16 protein-coding genes are annotated in these 19,265 nt (G+C 68.1%); 11 read left to right on the forward strand and 5 right to left on the reverse strand.

What is annotated here, in order from left to right:
• Positions 1–63: 63 nt before the first annotated feature.
• Together RS84_RS04040 and RS84_RS04045 are read left to right on the forward strand one after the other, a co-directional pair.
• Positions 64–1,485 carry a hypothetical protein gene (locus tag RS84_RS04040; protein WP_045256488.1) on the forward strand — a complete coding sequence of 474 codons (1,422 nt, stop codon included), beginning with the start codon at positions 64–66 and terminating at the stop codon, positions 1,483–1,485.
• A 211-nt stretch (positions 1,486–1,696) separates the two neighbouring features.
• A complete protein-coding gene (locus RS84_RS04045; protein ID WP_045256643.1) occupies positions 1,697–2,710 on the forward strand; it encodes a LacI family DNA-binding transcriptional regulator in 1,014 nt (337 codons plus the stop codon).
• Positions 2,711–2,731: 21 nt separating this feature from the next.
• Here the strand turns inward: RS84_RS04045 and RS84_RS04050 are convergent, their stop codons facing one another.
• Entirely contained in the window at positions 2,732–3,739 is a 1,008-nt protein-coding gene (locus tag RS84_RS04050) for a LacI family DNA-binding transcriptional regulator (protein ID WP_045256489.1), read from the reverse strand.
• Between the two features lie 167 nt (positions 3,740–3,906).
• Between RS84_RS04050 and RS84_RS04055 the strand changes: the two genes are divergently transcribed.
• The 9 genes from RS84_RS04055 (at position 3,907) to RS84_RS04095 (ending at position 14,344) form a co-directional block, all read left to right on the forward strand.
• Positions 3,907–5,172: an ABC transporter substrate-binding protein gene (locus RS84_RS04055; RefSeq protein ID WP_045256490.1), complete on the forward strand. Its 1,266-nt coding sequence runs from the start codon at positions 3,907–3,909 to the stop codon at positions 5,170–5,172.
• A 53-nt stretch (positions 5,173–5,225) separates the two neighbouring features.
• Positions 5,226–6,167: a carbohydrate ABC transporter permease gene (locus RS84_RS04060; RefSeq protein WP_045256491.1), complete on the forward strand. Its 942-nt coding sequence runs from the start codon at positions 5,226–5,228 to the stop codon at positions 6,165–6,167.
• A complete protein-coding gene (locus RS84_RS04065) occupies positions 6,164–7,033 on the forward strand; it encodes a carbohydrate ABC transporter permease (protein ID WP_082062023.1) in 870 nt (289 codons plus the stop codon). Before RS84_RS04060 ends, RS84_RS04065 begins: the two co-directional genes overlap by 4 nt.
• A gap of 8 nt (positions 7,034–7,041) precedes the next feature.
• Positions 7,042–8,301 (forward strand): family 1 glycosylhydrolase, encoded by a 1,260-nt coding sequence (locus tag RS84_RS04070; RefSeq protein ID WP_045256492.1) that lies wholly within the window; start codon positions 7,042–7,044, stop codon positions 8,299–8,301.
• 192 nt (positions 8,302–8,493) lie between these two features.
• Complete coding sequence (locus RS84_RS04075; protein WP_045256493.1) at positions 8,494–9,828, forward strand: ABC transporter substrate-binding protein; 1,335 nt, start codon at positions 8,494–8,496, stop codon at positions 9,826–9,828.
• A 55-nt stretch (positions 9,829–9,883) separates the two neighbouring features.
• Positions 9,884–10,816 (forward strand): carbohydrate ABC transporter permease, encoded by a 933-nt coding sequence (locus tag RS84_RS04080; RefSeq protein ID WP_082062024.1) that lies wholly within the window; start codon positions 9,884–9,886, stop codon positions 10,814–10,816.
• Complete coding sequence (locus tag RS84_RS04085) at positions 10,816–11,763, forward strand: carbohydrate ABC transporter permease (protein ID WP_082062025.1); 948 nt, start codon at positions 10,816–10,818, stop codon at positions 11,761–11,763. Before RS84_RS04080 ends, RS84_RS04085 begins: the two co-directional genes overlap by 1 nt.
• A 107-nt stretch (positions 11,764–11,870) precedes the next feature.
• Positions 11,871–13,370: an alpha-N-arabinofuranosidase gene (locus RS84_RS04090; RefSeq protein ID WP_045256494.1), complete on the forward strand. Its 1,500-nt coding sequence runs from the start codon at positions 11,871–11,873 to the stop codon at positions 13,368–13,370.
• Complete coding sequence (locus tag RS84_RS04095; protein ID WP_152641744.1) at positions 13,346–14,344, forward strand: arabinan endo-1,5-alpha-L-arabinosidase; 999 nt, start codon at positions 13,346–13,348, stop codon at positions 14,342–14,344. The genes RS84_RS04090 and RS84_RS04095 overlap by 25 nt, the downstream gene beginning before the upstream one ends.
• 121 nt (positions 14,345–14,465) lie before the next feature.
• On the opposite strand, the gene RS84_RS04100 is transcribed toward RS84_RS04095, so the two are convergent.
• Genes RS84_RS04100 through RS84_RS04115 form a run of 4 tightly spaced genes read right to left on the reverse strand, consistent with a single transcriptional unit; the run spans position 14,466 to position 19,205 of the window.
• A complete protein-coding gene (locus RS84_RS04100) occupies positions 14,466–15,989 on the reverse strand; it encodes an alpha-N-arabinofuranosidase (RefSeq protein WP_045256495.1) in 1,524 nt (507 codons plus the stop codon).
• Between the two features lie 26 nt (positions 15,990–16,015).
• Positions 16,016–16,921 (reverse strand): carbohydrate ABC transporter permease, encoded by a 906-nt coding sequence (locus RS84_RS04105; RefSeq protein ID WP_045256496.1) that lies wholly within the window; start codon positions 16,919–16,921, stop codon positions 16,016–16,018.
• Positions 16,921–17,868: a carbohydrate ABC transporter permease gene (locus tag RS84_RS04110; RefSeq protein ID WP_045256497.1), complete on the reverse strand. Its 948-nt coding sequence runs from the start codon at positions 17,866–17,868 to the stop codon at positions 16,921–16,923. The genes RS84_RS04105 and RS84_RS04110 overlap by 1 nt, the downstream gene beginning before the upstream one ends.
• Positions 17,868–19,205 carry an extracellular solute-binding protein gene (locus RS84_RS04115; protein ID WP_082062026.1) on the reverse strand — a complete coding sequence of 446 codons (1,338 nt, stop codon included), beginning with the start codon at positions 19,203–19,205 and terminating at the stop codon, positions 17,868–17,870. Before RS84_RS04115 ends, RS84_RS04110 begins: the two co-directional genes overlap by 1 nt.
• Between the last annotated feature and the right edge of the window lie 60 nt (positions 19,206–19,265).

Raw genomic sequence — 19,265 nt, forward strand, 5'->3', positions numbered from 1 at the left:
ACCTCTTCCAGGTGACGAAGAGCACAGCGGATGCCGCGTCAGCGGCGTCCAGGAAGAGCAGCCATGAACGAGACGCCGGAGAACCCGCGACCCGACCAGCCCGAGCCGACTCCGCCGCCGGCGTACCAGCCCGAGCCGGTTCAGCCTCCTGCTCCGTACCAGCCAGAGCCGGTTCAGCCGCCCGCTCCGTATCAGGCGGAGCCCCCCGTGTTCGATCCGAACGCGCAGCCGGCCGCGCCTGCAGACCCCTATGCGGCACCTGCTGATCCGAACGCGTATCCGGGTGCGGCTCCTGCGTATCCCGGTGCTGGCGCTCCTGCTGATCCGAACGCGTATCCGGGTGCTGCTCCTGCGTATCCCGGTGCTGGCGCTCCTGCTGACCCGAACGCCTACCCGGGTGCGGCTCCGGCGTATCCGGGGGCTGCGGCGCCGGGGTCTGCAGGCCCCGGCGATCCCAACGCTCCCTACCCCGGCGCATACCCCGCGGCCGGCTTCACGCCGGCTCCCAAGAAGCCGATGCCGAAGGGGCTGCTGATCGGGCTCATCGCGGGAGGCGCCGTCGTGGTGCTCGCGATCGCGGCCGCCGTGATCGTCCCGATCGTGACGCGCCCGCCCAAGCTCTCGGCGTCCGACTACGTCGAGGAGTATCTGACGGCGCTCGCCGACGGTGACGCCGAGAAGGCGCTGACCTACGTCGAGAACTACGGCGGCGACGACCTCCTCACCGCCGACGTGCTCAAGGAGTCGCTGAAGCTCGGCAAGATCGACAAGATCAAGGTGGGCGAGGTGTCGGAGGGCGACTATGGCGACACCGAGGTGCCGGTCACGTTCACCATCGGCGACACCAAGGTCGACCGCACCTTCGACGTCAGTGCGAACTATGACGGCACGGAGCTCACGATCATCGACGGCCTGGTCTCGTTCTCGGGCCTGTACGGCTTCGAAGGCCTCGGACTGACGGTGAACGGCGCTGAGGCGTCGACAGAATCCCAGTACGTCTTCCCCGGCACGTACCAGCTCGCGGTGGGACCAGAGGAATTCGCGATCGAGGGCGAGAGCACCGTCGTCGTCGCCAACGACGAGGACACCGAGGCGCTGTACGAGGTCAAGCCGATCCTCAGCGAGGCGGGCACCGCGTCGTTCCGCGAGCTCGTGAAGGCGTCCTTCGCCGAGTGCCTCGCGATGAAGACGCTCGACACTCCGTGCGGGATGAACACGAGCACCATGAGCCAGGACGGCTACACGCCGGTCGACGGCACGGTCACCCGCACGATCGACGCCGAGAACCAGTCGACTCTCGACAACCTCGAGCCGTACGTGAGCGAGCGCGCGATCGTGACCACCTATGACTACTGGAGCGTCGACATCACGCTTCAGGCGTCGAACGGCTCGTCGACCGAGCCCTTCGAAGTCCTGTTCGGTGGAGAGATCCTGACACCCAAGGTCGACTTCTCGGCCGAGACGCCGGCCGTCATCTGGGAGTGATCGCACCCGGATGAGGAGCGGGGCCGACCGGGCTGCGACGCGCAGCACCCGGTCGGCCCCGCTCTCTGTCATCCGGCGCCCGGCGCCCGCGACGTGCGGCGCATCCGCTTCCCTCTGCACCGGACAGCGGACGTGCGCCGCTAGAGTGAGCGAGGAATCGGAGTGCTTCTGCAACGTTGTTGAACAAGCACGGAATCAGGGGGCGATGCTCATGGCGGCGACACTGCACGATGTGGCGAGGCTCGCCGGCGTGTCCATCAAGACCGTCTCGAACGTCATCAACGACTACCCGCACATCCGGCCGACGACACGCGAACGCGTCGAGGCCGCGATCTCCGAGCTCGGCTACACGCCCAACCTCACCGCTCGGAATCTGCGCTCGGGCCGCACCGGAGCCATCGCGCTCGCGGTTCCCGATCTGAGCCTGGCGTACTTCGCCGAGCTGGCGGCGGAGGTGATCGCCGCGGCAGAGGCCGCAGGCGTCGTGGTTCTGGTGGAGCAGACCGGCGGAGACCGCGATCGCGAGCTCGAGCTGCTGCGCAGTCCGCGCCTCAAGCTCACGGACGGACTGATCTTCAGCCCGCTGGGCATGGGTCAGGACGATGTCGCGGCCCTCGATGTCGCGTACCCGATGGTGCTGCTCGGCGAGCGGATCTTCGATGGTCCGACCGATCACGTCACGATGCGCAACATCGATGCGGCCCGCGCTGCGACCGAGTTCCTGATCGCCGCCGGCCGGCGCAGGATCGCGGTGGTCGGCGCCCACGAGGGCGAGCTCATCGGCTCCGCTGCGCTGCGCCTGCGGGGCTATGTCGAGGCGCTCGAGGCCGCCGGCATCCCCTACGACGACGACATCGTCGGGTACACGACGCTGTGGCACCGCGCCAACGGCGCCGAGACGATGCGCGAGATCCTCGCGCGAGGCGTCGACTTCGACGCCGTGTTCGGTCTCAACGACACCCTGGCGCTGGGCGCCATGCGCGTGCTGCAGGTGGAGGGACGACGGGTTCCCGACGACGTCGCGGTGCTCGGCTTCGACGGCCTCGACGAGGCGGAGTACTCGATCCCCAGCCTCACGACGGTGGATCCCGGGCGCGACTGGATCGCGAAGACGGCGGTCGCGACGCTTCTCGAGCGCATCGCCGGCCGTGCGGACGCCGAGCCGCGCACCCTGCTGGCGGACTTCCAGATCCTCCAGCGTGAGTCGGCACCGGCCGTCCGCTGACGCTCGCGGCCGCTCAGACCCTCATCGGGCGGTGGACTCCCGCTCGACCAGACCGAACTCGACGAGCAGGCGCTGCTGCGGGGGAGGCGACGACTCGGCGAACTGCGCTGCCAGCAGCTGCACCGCGGTCTCGGCCGTGCGGCGGATGCCGAGATCGACGGTGGTGAGGCTCGGCATCGAGTACGCAGCCTCCGCGACGTTGTCGATGCCGATCACCGCGACATCGCCGGGCACGAGGCGTCCAGCATCGCCCAGCGCGCGCATGGCGCCGAAGGCGAGGCTGTCGTTGAACGCGAGGACGGCGTCGAACGCGACGTCCCTGGCGAGCAGCTCGCGCATCGCGGCCGACCCGTCGACCTGGGTCCACGGGTCGGCCTCGGCGACGAGGGCGGGGTCGTAGGCGATGCCCGCCCGCTCGATGACCGAGCGATAGCCCTCGAATCGATGCGCGGCGGAGCCGTGCCGGTCGCCGTGCCTGGCGCCGATCACCGCGATGCGTCGCCGGCCGGTGAGCAGCAGATGCTCGGTGGCGAGCGAGGCCACCGCGCGCTGATCCGTGCTGATGTGCACGGCGGCTCCGCCGACCGGATGATCGCCGAGCACGACGGTCGGCAGGGTCAGCTCGACGGATGCCAGCTCTTCCGATCGATGGTCCATCGGGTTGAGGATGAGCCCGTCGATGTGCTGCAGCCGCGGACTCGCGAGCAGTGCGCGCTCGCGCTCCAGACTGCCGGTCCGCTCGATCTGCACGACGAGTCCGTGCTCCTCCGCTGCCACGATGGCGGCTTCGGCGAGCTCGGCGAAGTAGGCGACCGTCAGGCTCGGCACCGCCAGCCCGATCACCCCGCTGCGGCCGGAGCGCAGATTGCGGGCCGCGAGATTGAGCTTGTAGTCGAGTTCGGCGATGGCCTGCTCGACCCGCGCCCGGGTCTCGGCGCTGACGTACGGGCGGTCGTTGATGACGTTGGACACGGTCTTCGATGAGACGCCGGCAAGCCGGGCGACGTCCTGCATCGTCGGCTGCGTCATCGGCTGGTCCTCGGCACCGCCCCATAGTACATCGATGAATGACGCTCTTGACGCGCCATGCGTGAAGGTGCTTCAATCCATTTACATCGATTACCTTCATCGATTACCTACCGAGCGACCCGAACCGCTCGCACACGTCATCCCGCAGTCACAAAGGAGTGCTTCCCATGAACCGAAACCCCGCGAAGGCGGCCGCCGCAGCGGCCGTGCTCGCCCTCGCCGGCGCCGCGATGAGCGGATGCTCGGCCGCCGCCGAGCCCGAAGGACCCGTGCAGCTCACGTTCTGGCACGGCTACACCGAGGCCGACGGCGATGTGCTGCAGAAGATCGTCGACGACTTCAACGCCTCTCAGGACGAGGTGCAGATCAAGACCGAGGTGAAGACCTGGGCCGTGATCGACGACACCCTGCTTCCTGCGCTGTCAGCCGATGAAGGGCCGGACATCGTCGCCATGCCCGGCGAGCGGATGCCGGTGTACGCCGACCGCGGTGCGTTCGCCGACCTCGGTGACTGGTACAGCTCGGATGACGGCGGCACGTCCGCGTTGAACGAGCAGGCGGTCGACATGGTCACGGTCGACGGTGCGCCGTACGGCGTGCCGACGGGCTTCGTGCCGCTGTCGGTCTTCTACAACAAGACGCTCTTCGCCGCGGCGGGCATCACCGACGCGCCCACGACCTGGGACGAGTGGCTCGATGCCGCGAAGAAGCTCACGGTCGACGCCGACGGCGACGGCACTCCGGAGCAGTACGGACTCGCTCTTCCCGACCACGACACCGTCGCGAACGGGCTGTGGCCGAGCCTGTTCTACGGGGCGGGCGGCGATCTCGTCGAAGACGCCAAGACCGCCGTGGTCGACTCGGAGGAGAACCGCGAGGCTCTCGACTACTGGGTCTCGGCGATCCGCGACGACAAGATCTCTCCGACGGGCCTCGACGGCATCGGGGCGGACGAGCTGTTCAGCTCGGGCAAGGCGGCGATGCACGTGGGCGGGCCGTGGATGGCGTCGATCGCGAAGGACAACGGCATCGACTACGGCATCGCGGCGCTGCCCGCAGGGCCCGCGGACCAGGCGGCCTCTGCCATCGGCGTCGCGATGGGCGTGACGGCGCAGGCCGACGACGCGAAGGTCGAGGGCGCGGAGGCGTTCTTCTCGTACTTCCTCGGCAAAGACGTCGCGACCGAGTGGTCGCTGGGATCGGGCTGGCCGCCGCTGCGCACAGACATCGCCGCGGATGCCGTCAGCGACAACCCGACCGTCGTCGCCCTCACCGACATCGCGCCCACCAGCAGGGCCCTTCTTCCGGGCGTCGTGAACAGCGTCGACGTGCTGGACGCGATCGACGACCTCACGCAGCGCGCGGTCGCCGGTGAAGACATCGACGGCCTGCTCTCGACCGCGCAGGACGCGGTCCAGAGCGCACTGAAGTAGACCCTTCTGACACACGGGGCCGCGGACCAGCATCCGCGGCCCCAGGGAGAATCATGCCCCGCATCACCAGACCCCGGTACCGGCCGGCGGCGCCCCTCGGCGGACGCACGCCGGTGGGCTCGACCCGGCGCACCTCGTTGATCGCGCTCGCCTTCCTCTCTCCGGCGCTCGTCATCCTCACCGTCTTCGTCGCCTGGCCCATGCTCTCGGCGCTGCGGCTGTCGTTCACCGACGCATCGGGATTCGGGCGGGAGGAGTACGTCGGCCTGGAGAACTACGTCCGTGTCTTCACCGACCCCGACGTGCTGCAGGCGATGGGGAACACCGCCTACTACGCCATCCTCTTCACCCCCGCGGCGATCGTGATCGCGCTCGTGCTCGCCCTCCTCGTGAACCATCCGCTCCTCCCGTGGCGCGGGGCGTTCCGCACGGCTCTGTTCGTGCCGTTCGTCGTGTCTCTCGCGGTGGCGGCCTTCGCGTGGTCGTATCTGCTCGATCCGCAGATCGGCCTGCTCAATCACTGGCTCCGAGGCGCCGGCATCCAGCTCGGCAACGTCCTGCAGGATCCGGTCCTCGCGATGCCCGCCGTGGCGCTCGTCGCGGTCTGGAAGAGCTTCGGGTTCTATCTCGTGATCTTCATCGCCGGGCTGCAGGAGATCCCCGGCTCTCTCTATGAGGCCGCACGCGTGGACGGGGCGAGCGCCTGGCAGCGCTTCCGGCACATCACGCTGCCGATGCTGAGCAACACCCTCGCCTTCGTCATGATCGTCGCCCTCATCGCCGCGCTCCAGGCATTCGACCAGATCTACGTGATGACGGGCGGCGGCCCGTACGGCACCACGCAGACCGTCGTGATGGAGATCTACACCTCCGGATTCAAGAAGCTCGAGCTCGGCTTCGCCTCCGCGCTCTCCTACGTGCTGCTGCTCATCACGCTCGTGCTCAGCCTCATCCAGTTCCGATTCTTCGGCCGTCGAGAGAAGGACGCGCAATGACCGCCGTCGCCAACCGAGGACGGATGCCGTCGCCGCGTCGTCGAGGACGTGCGCGGGCGTCCAGCATCCTGCTCCTGATCGCCGCGCTGGTCGCCAGCGCCGTCGTGCTCCTGCCGATCGCGGTCATCGTCTTCACGGCGTTCAAGCCGGTCGGCGAGGTGAACGCCTACCCGCCGACGCTGCTGCCCGAGAACTGGACGCTCGACAACCTGATCGCGATCTTCCGTGAGCTGCCGTTCGCGCGGCTGATCCTGAACAGCTTCGTCTTCGCCGGCGGAGTGACGGCGTTCGCACTCGTCTTCGATTCGCTCGCCGCGTACGCGCTGGCGCGACTGGACTTCCGAGGCAGCCGCGTCCTGCTCATCGCGATCATCGCGAGCCTGATGATCCCGTTCCAGGCGACGCTCGTGCCGATCTACCAGCTCGTGAGCGATCTCGGCTGGGTGAACAGCTACGCGGGCCTCATCGCCCCGCGTGCAGCCGACGCGTTCGGCATCTTCTTCCTGCGGCAGTTCTTCCTGTCGCTGCCGAGAGATCTCGACAACGCCGCGCGGCTGGATGGGGCTTCGGAGTGGCGGATCTTCACGAGCGTCGTGATTCCGAACGCCAAGCCCGCGCTGCTGACTCTGGCCATCTTCACCTTCGTCAACAACTGGAACGACCTGCTCTGGCCGCTCGTGTTCACCACGGATGCCGAGATGGGCACGATCACGTCGGGGCTCACGCTGCTGACAGGCCCCGGCGGCATCATCCCGCAGGGCGTGATGATGGCGGGCTCCCTGATCGCGGTGCTTCCGCTCGTGATCATGTTCCTCCTCGTGCAGCGGCGCTTCATCGAGAGCGTCGCCTCGACCGGACTGAAATGAGAGATTCGATGGGATCACGCTGGTACACCGAGGGGCCGCTGCGATTCGGGCTCGGGATCGAGAACACGTTCGTGCCGCAGGGGGCACCGGGGCAGCGCCCGATCGACGAGTACGAGCTCACCGAGCACTACCGCAACTGGAGCGGCGACCTCGAGCTCGCCGCCGGCGTCGGTGCGGAGTTCCTGCGGTGGGGCATCCCCTGGCATCGGGTGAACCCGGCGCCGGGGGAGTGGGACTGGGACTGGACCGACCGCGTCATCGGCCGGATGGTCGAGCTCGGCATCCGCCCGGTGATCGACCTGCTGCACTACGGCACGCCGCTGTGGCTCGAGGGGCAGTTCGCCGCTGCCGACTATCCCGCGCGCGTGGCCGAGTACGCGGTGACTGCGGCCGAACGCTATGCCGACCTCGTCACCGACTACACGCCGGTGAACGAGCCGATGATCCATGTGCTGTTCTGCGGGGAGTACGCGTACTGGCCGCCGTACCTCGAGGGAGCGGCAGGTGCCGCGCGGCTGTCGCTCGCGATCGCCGACGGCTTCCAGCGCACCCAGCACGGAATCCGCGAGGTGCTCGGCGAGCGCGCGACGTTCGTGCACGTGGACGCCACGATGAGGTACGTCGGCGCGATCGATGCGCCCGAGCACCGTGAGAACGCCGAGCGGCTGCGCCATCAGGCGTTCCTCGTGGAGGACCTGGTCACGGGCCGCGTCGACGACCGGCATCCGCTTCTTCCGATGCTCAGGGCGCACGGCGCCGACGAGAACCTGCTGGCCGAGCTGCGGGACCGACCCGCCCTTCCCGACATCATGGGCGTCAACTACTACCCCCGGCATTCCACCGAGCTGTTCGAGGCGGGCGTGCACCATGCCGGCGGCTTCGCAGATCCGCGCCCGACGCGAGACGACGGGCTGACCGGCTTCGCCGAGACCCTGCGGACGTACGCGGAGCGATACGGGGCGCCCGTGATGGTGACCGAGACCTGCGTCACGGGGACGGCCGCCGAGCGCATCGAATGGCTCGACTCCTCCGTCGCCGAGGTGCACCGGCTGCGGGCGGACGGCCTGCCGGTAGTCGGCTACACCTGGTGGCCGCTGTTCGACATGTACGAGTGGACCTACCGGCACGGCACCGGATCGCGGGAGGAGCACCGGCTGCCGATGGGTCTCTTCGAGCTCGTCGAGGGGCCGGACGGCCTCGAGCGTCGGCCGACGCCCGTCGCCGAGGCCTTCCGGCTCAGAGCGGATGCCGCGGTTCGCCCCGCCTGAAGGAGCGGCCTCGGCGCAGCGCGGCATATCGACGCTTGACAGAGCCGTACGCGGTTGCCACAATGGCTCTACAACGTTTACTTTCCAACGTTGTAGAGACTTGGGTCCGATGAGGTGCCTCCCCGGCGCGCGGCCTCGAGCCCCTCTTTCCCGAGACAAGGGTGTCCCGTACACCGAGAGGAATCACAGCGCATGAAGAGGAAGATCCTCGCCGCAGCCGGCATCATCGCCGTTGCAGCGGCGGCACTGACGGGCTGCAGCGGAGGCGCCGAGGCCGGCGACTCCTGCACCAACAAGATCGTCAACAAGGACGCGACCCAGGTCAGCGTCTGGGCCTGGTACCCCGGGTTCGAGAAGGTCGTCGACCTGTTCAACAAGAACCACGACGACGTTCAGATCTGCTGGACGAACGCGGGCCAGGGCAACGACGAGTACACGAAGTTCTCGACCGCGATCGAGGCCGGCTCCGGCGCCCCCGACGTCATCATGCTCGAGTCCGAGGTGCTCTCGAGCTTCGCGATCCGCGACGCGCTGGTCGACCTGTCGAAGTACGGCGCCGATGAGGTCAAGGGCGACTACACCGAGGGTGCGTGGAAGGACGTCTCGTCCGGATCCGCGGTGAACGCCATCCCCGTCGACGGCGGCCCGATGGGCATGATCTACCGCCAGGACATCCTCGATGAGTACGGCATCGCCGCCCCCACCACGTGGGACGAGTTCGCCGCCGCAGCCGAGCAGCTCAAGGCCGCCGGCGCGCCCGGCGTGCTCGCGAACTTCCCGCCGAACGGCCGCGCGTTCACTCAGGCGCTGTTCGCCCAGGCCGGATCCGTGCCGTTCGACTACGACAGCGCGAAGCCGCTCGAGATCGGCATCGATGTGAACGACCAGGCGTCCAAGGACGTCCTCGAGTACTGGACCGCGCTGACCGACTCGGGCGCCGTCGCGGTCGACGAGGCGTTCACCGCCGACTACAACACCAAGCTGGTCGACGGATCGTACGCGATCTACCTCGCCGCAGCGTGGGGCCCCGGCTACCTGCAGGGACTCGAGGGCGCTGACGAGGGCGCCGTCTGGCGCGCCGCTCCTCTTCCGCAGTGGGATGCCGCGAACCCGGTCCAGGTGAACTGGGGCGGCTCGGCGTTCGCCGTGACCAGCCAGGCCAAGGACAAGAAGGCGGCAGCGCTCGTCGCGAAGGAGATCTTCGGCACCGAGGAGGCGTGGAAGATCGGCATCGAGGATGCCGCGCTGTTCCCGCTGTGGAAGCCGATCCTGGAGTCCGACTACTTCCGCGACCTGGAGTACCCGTTCTTCGGCGGACAGCAGATCAACAAGGACGTGTTCCTCGGTGCGGCATCCGGATACTCCGGATTCACCTTCAGCCCGTTCCAGAACTACGCCTACGACCAGCTGCAGGAGGAGCTCACGGCCGTGGTGGTCGACAAGAGCAAGGACTCCGCCACCGCGCTGGACGACCTGCAGGCCTCGCTCGAGAAGTACGCGACCGAGCAGGGCTTCGAACTGAAGTGACCGCGGTGGGCCGGCCCGATCCCGGGCCGGCCCACCCACCACTACGGAGATACTCATGACCACGCACGCCGTCAGCGCCCCCTCTGCGCCGCCCGCGCGTCGCCGCACCAGTGGTGTGGCCCGCCGCCAGCGCATCGGGTGGCTGTTCGTCACCCCGTTCCTCGTCGTCTTCGCGGCGTTCCTGATCTTCCCGCTGATCTACGCCTTCGGCATGAGCATGTTCAGCTCCACGCTCGCGACCGGCACGAAGTTCGTCGGCCTCGACAACTACGCCAAGGCGTTCACCGACCCGCTGTTCCTCGGCGGCATCGGGCGCGTCGCGCTCTACGCGATCGTGATGATCCCCGCGCAGCTGCTCGTCGCGCTGGTCGCGGCGCTCGTGCTCGACAACCTCGCCACCTGGGTGTCGAAGCTCTCTCGGCTGCTGATCTTCGCGCCCTACGCGATCCCGGTCGTGATCGGCGCTCTCATGTGGAGCTTCCTCTACAGCCCGCGCTTCGGCCCCACCGGCACGATCTTCGAGCTGTTCGGACTGGACGCACCCAACTTCCTCTCCAGCGACTCGATCTTCTTCAGCCTGGTCAACGTGGTCACCTGGCAGTGGTCCGGGTACTACATGATCGTGATCTACGCCGCGCTGCGCTCGATCGATCCGGCCATCTACGAGGCCGCGCGCATCGACGGAGCCAACGGGTTCCAGATCGCGACGCGCATCAAGGTCCCCATGATCGCCTCGTCGATGGTCATGGTGATCACGTTCGCCCTGATCGGCACGCTGCAGTTCTTCACGGAGCCGACCGTGCTCCGCTCGATCGCCTCCGGCGCCCTGCCCGCCGACTACACGCCGAACATGTACGCCTTCGCGCTCGCGTTCAGCTACAGCCAGTTCAACTACGCGTCCACCATCGCGTTCTCGCTGGCGCTGGTCGTGTTCGTGGGCTCCTTCGGCTTCCTCTTCCTCACACGCAAGCAGAACGGACTGAAGTGATGGCCATCCCCACCGCATCACGCTCCGCCGAACCCACGAGCGACAGCACGCGGGTCATCGTCACCGGCTCCCGTGCCCCGCGCCGCGAGGCCAAGGGGGCAGCTCACGGCGGACGCCGCATCGGCTCGCACGTGCTGCTCGTCGTCCTGGCGCTGTACTTCGTCATCCCGATCTGGTGGCTCTTCGTCGCGGCGACCAAGAGCACCGGAGGCCTCTTCGGAAGCGGCGCCTTCTGGTTCGACGACCCGGGCCAGTTCTTCGTGAACATCGCGGGCCTCTTCGAGCACCAGGGCGGCATCTACTGGCGCTGGCTGGGCAACTCCTTCCTCTACGCATTCGTATCGGGGATCGGGGCCACCGTGGTCGCGGTGCTGGCCGGCTACGGCTTCGCGAAGTACGCGTTCCGCGGACGCGGGTTCGTGTTCGGCATGATCCTCGGCTCGGTCATGGTTCCGCTCACCGCCCTCGTGATCCCGCAGTTCATGCTGCTGAGCGAGTACGGCCTCATCAACACGGGCTGGGCGGTCATCCTGCCCTCCCTGCTGAACCCGTTCGGCGTCTACCTGATGCGCGTGTACACACAGGACTCTGTTCCGGACGAGCTGCTGGAGGCCGCGCGCATCGACGGCGCGGGCGAGTGGCGCACGTTCATGACCATCGTGGTGCCGCTGCTGCGCCCCGCGATCGTCACGGTGCTGCTGCTGAGCATCGTCGGCACCTGGAACAACTTCTTCCTGCCGCTGGCGATGCTCACGAGCCCCGACACGCTGCCCGTCACGGTCGGCCTGAACCGCTGGCTCGCCCTGTCGAACGCCGGCGCGGGCGGCGAGCAGGTGTGGAACCTGATCACCTCCGGCGCGTTCATCTCGGTGCTGCCGCTGCTCCTGTCGTTCCTGCTGCTGCAGCGCTACTGGCAGGGCGGGCTCACGCTCGGCAGCGTCAAGTAGCCGCATCCGCCTCCGTACATCCGCTCGTCCTGCGCCGTCGCGCGCAGGACGACCTGCCCCGACCTCGCCGCGCTGCGCGCAGCCGGCCCGTTCAAGAAGGAACCCCCGTGACCAAGGCACGCATCTCCATCGACCGCGAGGCGGTCGTCGCCCCCATCGACCGGCGCATCTTCGGCTCGTTCGTCGAGCACCTCGGCCGCTGCGTCTACGACGGCATCTACGAACCCGGCCACCCCACGGCCAACGAGGACGGCTTCCGCCTCGACGTGGTCGAGCTCGTGCGCGAGCTCGGCTCGAGCACCATCCGCTACCCCGGCGGCAACTTCGTCTCGGGCTTCCGCTGGGAGGACTCGGTCGGCCCGCGCGACCAGCGCCCCGTGCGCCGCGACCTGGCCTGGCACTCGATCGAGACCAACCAGGTCGGCGTCGACGAGTTCGCCCGCTGGCTCAAGCTCACCGGCTCCGAGCTGATGATGGCGGTCAACCTCGGCACGCGCGGCATCGAGGCGGCCCTCGACCTGCTCGAGTACTGCAACCACCCCTCCGGCACCGCGCTGAGCGACCAGCGCATCGCGAACGGCACGGTGGAGCCGCACGACATCAAGATGTGGTGCCTCGGCAACGAGATGGACGGCCCCTGGCAGACCGGCTACATGACCGCCGAGGACTACGGCAAGATCGCGGCCCGCACGGCGCAGGCCATGAAGGCGGCCGACAAGACCCTCGAGCTCGTCGTGTGCGGCTCGTCGAGCTCGTCGATGCCGACCTTCGGCGACTGGGAGCGCACCGTTCTCGAGCAGGCCTACGAGCACGTCGACTTCATCTCCTGCCACGCGTACTACCAGGAGCGCGGCGGTGACCTGGCCTCGTACCTGGCCTCGTCGCTCGACATGCAGTACTTCATCGAGACCGTCGTCGCCACGGCCGACCACGTCGGCAACAAGCTCAAGTCGTCGAAGAAGATCAAGCTCTCCTTCGACGAGTGGAACATCTGGTACCTCGACGAGCACCGCGAGTCGGAAGAGGTCAACGACGAGTGGCGCATCGCTCCTCGCCAGCTCGAGGACGTCTATTCCGTGGCGGATGCGGTCGTGCTGGGCAACCTGCTGATCACGCTGCTGAAGAACCACGACCGGGTCGCCTCGGCATCCCTCGCCCAGCTCGTCAATGTGATCGCCCCGATCATGACCGAGCCGGGCGGCGACGCCTGGCGCCAGACCACGTTCTTCCCGTTCTCGGTGACTTCGCGTCTGGCCAAGGGCGAGATCGTCAAGCCGCGCATCGACGTGGGCACCTACGAAACGGCCGTGTACGGTGCGGCGCCGCTCGTGGACTCCGTCGTGACGACTGACGGCTCGAACTCGGCGGTGTTCCTCGTGAACCGCAGCCAGACCGAGTCGATCGAGGTGCAGATCGCGGTGTCCGAACTCGGCGCGACCTCGATCGACGAAGCCGTCACCGTGTGGGACGACGACGTGTATGCGAAGAACACGCTCGCCGACCAGAACCGCGTCGGGCTCAAGCAGCTCGAGGGCGCGGCGCTCGCCGACGGCGTCGTCACGGTCACCCTTCCGCCCGTCTCGTGGTCGGCGCTCGCGCTCTCGTGATCTCCCGCCGCTCACGCCCGGCTGCCGCCGCCGCTGCGCTCGTCGCAGTGGCGGCGGTGCTGGTCGGATGCTCGGGCGCACCATCCCTGTCCGGTGACGTGTTCGTGCACGACCCGGCATACGTGCACACCGATCACGGCGACTTCGTGTACTCGACCGGCAACGGCCAGGTCGGCGACGGCAACGTCCAGATCCGCCGCTCCGATGACGGTGCGAGCTGGGAGCACGTCGGCGAGGTCTGGAAGACGAAGCCCGAGTGGCTGTCGGATGCCGTGCCCGGCGTCGACAACCTCTGGGCGCCCGAGCTCTACGAGCACGACGGCACCTGGTACATGTACTACGCGGCATCCACCTTCGGCAGCAACCGCTCGGTGATCGCCCTCGCGACCAACTCGACGCTCGACCCTGCGGACCCCGACTACGAGTGGGTCGACCGGGGCGAGGTGATCGGCTCGGAGGGCACGGATTTCAACGCGATCGACGCCGGCATCGTCGAGGACGCGCAGGGCGTGCCGTGGATGTCGTTCGGCTCATTCTGGTCGGGCATCCGCATGGTCGAGCTGGAGTGGCCGAGCGGCCTGCGCGCCGACGACGCAGAGCCGCTGCGGCTGGCCGACCGGGGGACTGCCGAGAACGCCATCGAGGCGCCCTACATCGTCGCGCACGACGGATGGTTCTACCTGTTCGCCTCACGCGGCTTCTGCTGCCGGGGCGTCGACAGTACCTACGAGATCATCGTCGGGCGGTCGCGCGACGTGACGGGTCCCTATCTCGACCGCGACGGCGTCTCGCTGCTCGAGGACGGCGGTACGGTGGTGCTCGGATCGGAGGGGTCGCGCATCGGACCCGGCGGCCAGTCGGTCTCGAACGGGACGCTGGCGTTCCACTTCTACGACGCGGATGCTGCGGGCATCCCGACTCTCGGCCTGCGGCCGATCACCTGGCGCGACGGCTGGCCGACCGTCGCTCGTTGACCCTTCTGGCGGGTCGCTGACCCTTCTGGTGGGTCGCTGAGCCTGTCGAAGCGCCCGGGCCCTGGGCCCTTCGACAAGCTCAGGGACCCAGGGCCTGGAAGCGACTGCAGACGGACGCGCGTCAGGCGAGTTCGATCACCGACCAGCTCAGCGCAGGAAGGGTCGCGCGCACGGATCCGTCGACGACCTCGGCGGCCGACAGCGGCACCATGTGCACGGCATCCGGAGTGGTCTCGAGGTTCGAGGTGAACCGGTCGCCGCCTTCGGGGATCGTGAGCGTCTCGGCCCCGACGACGCGCAATCCGTCGAAGCCGCGCAGGTCGACCGTGAGGTCGTTCGCCGACTCGAGCGAGCGGTTCGCGACGAACAGCACCACGCGGCCTGTCTCCTCATCGAAGGTCGCGGCCGCGTCGACCGAATCGACGTCGCCGTACTGCTTCGTGGCGATCTGCGACGCCGACACGGCGAGCTGCAGGACGCGCCCGCGCGCGAGACGCGCCATCCGCTCGAACGGCCAGAAGCTCGTCTGTCGCCAGGCCGCGCCGCCCTGCTCGGAGCGGATCGGGGCGATCACGTTGACAAGCTGCGCCTGATTCGCGATGTGCACGCGGTCGCCGTGGCGCAGCAGGCTGTTGAGGAACGTGCCCACGACGACGGCATCCGTCACGTTGTAGGTGTCTTCGATCAGGCGCGGATGCTCGCGCCATCCGGCCGCGGCGATCGCCGCCTCCTCCTCGTTGTTGTACCGGTCGAAGTCCCACACGTTCCACTCGTCGAACGAGATGTTGACCTGCTTGGTGTGCTTGCCCGCGGCCTTGACGGCGTCGATCGTGGCGATCACGCCGTCGATGAACGCGTCCATCTCGACGGCCTCGGCGAGGAACGACTCGGCGTCGCCGTCGAGCTCGCGGTAGTACGCATGCATCGAGATGTAGTCGACCTCGTCGTAGGCGTGCGTGAGAACCGTGTGCTCCCACGTGCCGAAGGTGGGCATGCCGCGGTTCGACGATCCGACCGCCACGAGCTCGATCGAGTCGTCGACGAGCTTCATCGCCTTCGCGGTCTCCTGCGCGAGCCGGCCGTACTCGGCGGCCGTCTTGTGGCCGATCTGCCACGGTCCGTCGAGTTCGTTGCCGAGGCACCAGAGCTTGATGCCGAACGGGTCCTCCGCGCCGTTGCGTCGCCGCATGTCCGACCAGTAGGTGCCGCCGGGGTGGTTCGAGTACTCGACGAGCGCGCGAGCCTCCTCGACTCCACGGGTGCCGAGGTTGATCGCCTCCATGATCTCGACGTCGGCCTCGCGGGCCCAGTCGACGAACTCGTGCAGGCCGAAGGCATTGGTCTCGATCGTGTGCCACGCGCCGTCGATGCGACGCGGGCGATCGCCGACGGGGCCGACGCCGTCCTCCCACCGGTACCCCGAGACGAAGTTCCCGCCCGGGTACCGGATGACGGTCGGACCCATCTCGCGCACCAGTTCGAGCACGTCGCGCCGGAATCCGCGCTCATCGGCCTGCGGATGCCCCGGCTCGTAGATGCCGGTGTAGACGCAGCGGCCCATGTGCTCGACGAACGACCCGAAGAGTCTTCGGGGGACGTCGGCGATCGTGAAGTCGCGGTCTATCGTGATGCGGGCGTCAGCCATGGTTCTCCTGTTGTGGGGTGGGGTGGTCACTGACCGCCGAAGCCGCTGGTCGCGACGCCCTTGACGATCTGCTTCTGGAAGATGAGGAAGATGACGATGAGGGGGAGGGCCGCGAGCACCGCCTGCGCCATGACCTGCGCGTACTGCACGCCGTAGGCGCTGATGACGGTCTGCAGTCCGACCGGCAGCGTCATCAGCTGCGTGTCGTTGATCACGAGGAACGGCCAGAGGAAGTTGTTCCACGCGGCGATGAACACGAAGATCGCGACGGATGCCAGGATCGGCCGCGACAGCGGCAGCACCACCGACCAGAAGATGCGCAGGCGGCTGGCGCCGTCGACGCGGGCCGCGTCTTCGAGTTCGATCGGGATCGCGTCGAAGAACCGCTTCAGGATGAACACCATCGCGGGTGCCACCACCTGCGGCAGGATCAGGCCCCAGTAGGTGTCGATCATGTTGAAGGCGAGCATCTGGTAGAACAGCGGGATGATCAGCACCTGCGGGGGCACCACGATCGCGGCGATGATCACGACGAACAGCCACTTGCGCCCGGCGAAGTCCAGCCGGGAGAACGCGTAGGCCGCGAGCGCCGAGATCGTCAGGGTGATGAAGGTCACCGCTGCGGCGGTCCACAGGCTGTTGAACGCCCAGGTGTAGACGTTGCCCTGCGAGAGGATCGCCGCGAACGCGTCGACGGTGGGACCGGAGGCGCCGATCCAGGAGGGATCGCCGGATGCGGCATCCGGCTCGGTCTTGAAGGCGGTCGCGACCGCCCAGAGGAACGGCAGCAGCCACCCGATGGCGAGCAGCAGCAGCACGGCGAACGCGACCACGCGCAGGGGGCCGAACGGCTTCTGGCCGGGGAGGTGCGAGCGGCGCCGGGGCGTGGCGGTGACGACCGCCTCGGTCGGGGTGAGGGTCGCGGTGGACATCACAGCTGCTCCTTCCGGCGGCGCGTGACCAGAGCCTGCGCGACACCCACGATGACGATGAGGGCGAAGAACACGTACGAGATGGCGGCCGAGTAGCCGAACCGGTAACTGACGAATCCGGCTTCGTAGATGTACTGCACGATCGAGCGGGTGGTGTCGCTCGCGACGCCGCCGAGCATCTGGTACGCCTGATCGAACAGCTTCAGGGAGGCGAGGATCTGCAGCAGCAGGATCAGCACGGTCGCGGGTCCCAGCTGGGGGAGTGTGATCGACCAGAACTGGCGCCAGGCGCCCGCGCCGTCGAGGGATGCCGCCTCGTACTGCTGCGGCGGGATGTTCTGCATCGCCGCCAGATAGAGCAGGAAGTTGAAGCCGACTGTCCACCACACCGTGGCGATCACGATCGACAGCATGTTGGTCTCGGGGTTCTGCAGCCAGGCGAGCGGCTCGAGTCCGAACGCCTTCAGGATGTTGTTGGCCGCGCCGATCTGCGGGTTGAAGATCCACACCCAGATCTGCGAGATCACGGTCGAGGCGAGCAGGTACGGCATGAAGAACGACAGCCGCCACAGCCACTGACCGGGCAGACCGCGGTCGACGAGGGCGGCCATCAGCAGGGCGATCACGACGAGCGGCACGGTGGAGAGCAGCGTGAACCAGATCGTGTTCCACAGCGATCGCCACATCACCGGGTCGCTCAGGGCCTCGGCGTAGTTCGCGAAGCCGACGAATCCGCCGCCGGCGCCGGTGAGGGAGGCGTCGGTGAAGCTGAGGACGATGCCGTGGATGATCGGCCAGACGAGGAAGAGCGCGAAGGCGATCAGGAACGGGGCGAGGAACGCCCAGCTGACGAGCTGCTCGCGGCGACGGGAGCCGGCGCGACGCGCGGGTGCGGCCGTGCGGGTGCCCGTCACGATCGTGCGGGTGGAGTCGGTGGCTGCGGTCATCATGAGCCGAACGTCCCTTCAGGATCGGCGGGGTTCGGTTGCGCGAGCATCGTGTTGACGCGTTCCTCGAAGCGATCGATCGCGGCGACGGGATCGTCCCCCTTCAGCAGCACGTTCTGCACGGCGGCGCCGAACTCGCCCTGGAAGTTCGACCCGGAGCCGGTGAACCACGCGGTCGGGTCGTAGACGACGTGCTTCGCCGCCTCGGCGTAGTGCGCCTGGGGGAGGAGGTCGGCGTAGTCCGGCGACTCGGTGACGGGAAGGAAGGCGGGGATGTGGCCCGCTTCGGCCCACCCGAACGAGCCCTTGAGCATGTCAGCGACGAACTGGTACGTCAGGTCTCGCTTCACCGGATCGGCGTGCGTCTGGTGCGGCAGCACGAAGGAGTGGGAGTCGGCGTACACGGCCGGGGTGCCGTACAGGGTCGGGATCATGGTCGCGTCGAACGGCAGCTTCGCGTTCTGCATGGTGCGCAGCTCCCACACCCCGGTGAACAGCATCCCGCTCTTACCCGTCGAGAACTCGGCGACCGCCGTGCCGTAGTCGGCCTGCGCCGCCGCGATCTCGCCGTCGAGGAGCGTGCGCATGAACGACAGCGACTCGACCGCGACGTCCTTGTCCATCACGGCCTTCCCGCCGGCGGGCAGCTCGATGGGCGAGCCGTGCTGCGAGTACAGCGTGTAGAACAGTCGCCACATCTGCGCACCGTCGCCCAGGTAGCCGTACGACAGCGCGTGCCCGCTCGCCTGACCGCCGATCGCGCGGAGCTGCTCGAGGAACTCCTCGGGCGAGGTCGTCTGCTGCAAGGCGCCGTCGGAGTCGAGCACGCCGGCGGCATCGCAGATGTCGGTGTTGAACATCGCCACGAACGGGTGTGCGTCGAGGGCGACGCTGAACATCTGCTCTCCGACGAACCCCTTCTCCCAGATCGGCTTCGGGAAGGTCGAGTCGTCGACGCCGAGATCGGCGAGCCTGTCGAGATCCCACGGGTCGAGGAGCCCGCCAGGAGCCCAGCCCACGGTGCGGGTGGCGTGCATGATCGCGACATCGGGGGCGCGCCCGCCCGCGCCGGCCATCGCGAGCTTCGTGTAGTACGGCGTGCCCCAGGCGAGGACCGTGGGGCGGATGCGGAAGGCGTTCTGCGCGTCGTTGACCTTCTGCAGCAGCTGCGACATCGTCACGCCGTCGCCGCCGGAGAGCAGGTGCCAGAACTGGAGGGTCTGCGGCCCGGTGCCTGGTGTGGAGCCGGGGGCGCAGCCCGCGAGCAGCGCCGCGGCCGCGGTGAGCGAGGCAGCGGTGAGGAACTGCCTTCGCGAGAGATCGAGCGGGGGTGTCATCGGGTCACTCCTTTGTGACTGCGTCAGGGGCGCACCCATCATTACATCGTGGTAATCCTG

The sequence above is a fragment of the Microbacterium hydrocarbonoxydans genome (assembly GCF_000956475.1).
GTDB classification, from domain to species: domain Bacteria; phylum Actinomycetota; class Actinomycetes; order Actinomycetales; family Microbacteriaceae; genus Microbacterium; species Microbacterium hydrocarbonoxydans_A.

Coding starts and splice junctions, on each gene's coding strand:
- RS84_RS04040 (WP_045256488.1), top strand. CDS start 64: ATGAACGAGACGCCGGAGAACCCGCGACCCGACCAGCCCGAGCCGACT.
- RS84_RS04045 (WP_045256643.1), top strand. CDS start 1,697: ATGGCGGCGACACTGCACGATGTGGCGAGGCTCGCCGGCGTGTCCATC.
- RS84_RS04050 (WP_045256489.1), bottom strand. CDS start 3,739: ATGACGCAGCCGACGATGCAGGACGTCGCCCGGCTTGCCGGCGTCTCA.
- RS84_RS04055 (WP_045256490.1), top strand. CDS start 3,907: ATGAACCGAAACCCCGCGAAGGCGGCCGCCGCAGCGGCCGTGCTCGCC.
- RS84_RS04060 (WP_045256491.1), top strand. CDS start 5,226: ATGCCCCGCATCACCAGACCCCGGTACCGGCCGGCGGCGCCCCTCGGC.
- RS84_RS04065 (WP_082062023.1), top strand. CDS start 6,164: ATGACCGCCGTCGCCAACCGAGGACGGATGCCGTCGCCGCGTCGTCGA.
- RS84_RS04070 (WP_045256492.1), top strand. CDS start 7,042: ATGGGATCACGCTGGTACACCGAGGGGCCGCTGCGATTCGGGCTCGGG.
- RS84_RS04075 (WP_045256493.1), top strand. CDS start 8,494: ATGAAGAGGAAGATCCTCGCCGCAGCCGGCATCATCGCCGTTGCAGCG.
- RS84_RS04080 (WP_082062024.1), top strand. CDS start 9,884: ATGACCACGCACGCCGTCAGCGCCCCCTCTGCGCCGCCCGCGCGTCGC.
- RS84_RS04085 (WP_082062025.1), top strand. CDS start 10,816: ATGGCCATCCCCACCGCATCACGCTCCGCCGAACCCACGAGCGACAGC.
- RS84_RS04100 (WP_045256495.1), bottom strand. CDS start 15,989: ATGGCTGACGCCCGCATCACGATAGACCGCGACTTCACGATCGCCGAC.
- RS84_RS04105 (WP_045256496.1), bottom strand. CDS start 16,921: ATGTCCACCGCGACCCTCACCCCGACCGAGGCGGTCGTCACCGCCACG.
- RS84_RS04110 (WP_045256497.1), bottom strand. CDS start 17,868: ATGACCGCAGCCACCGACTCCACCCGCACGATCGTGACGGGCACCCGC.
- RS84_RS04115 (WP_082062026.1), bottom strand. CDS start 19,205: ATGACACCCCCGCTCGATCTCTCGCGAAGGCAGTTCCTCACCGCTGCC.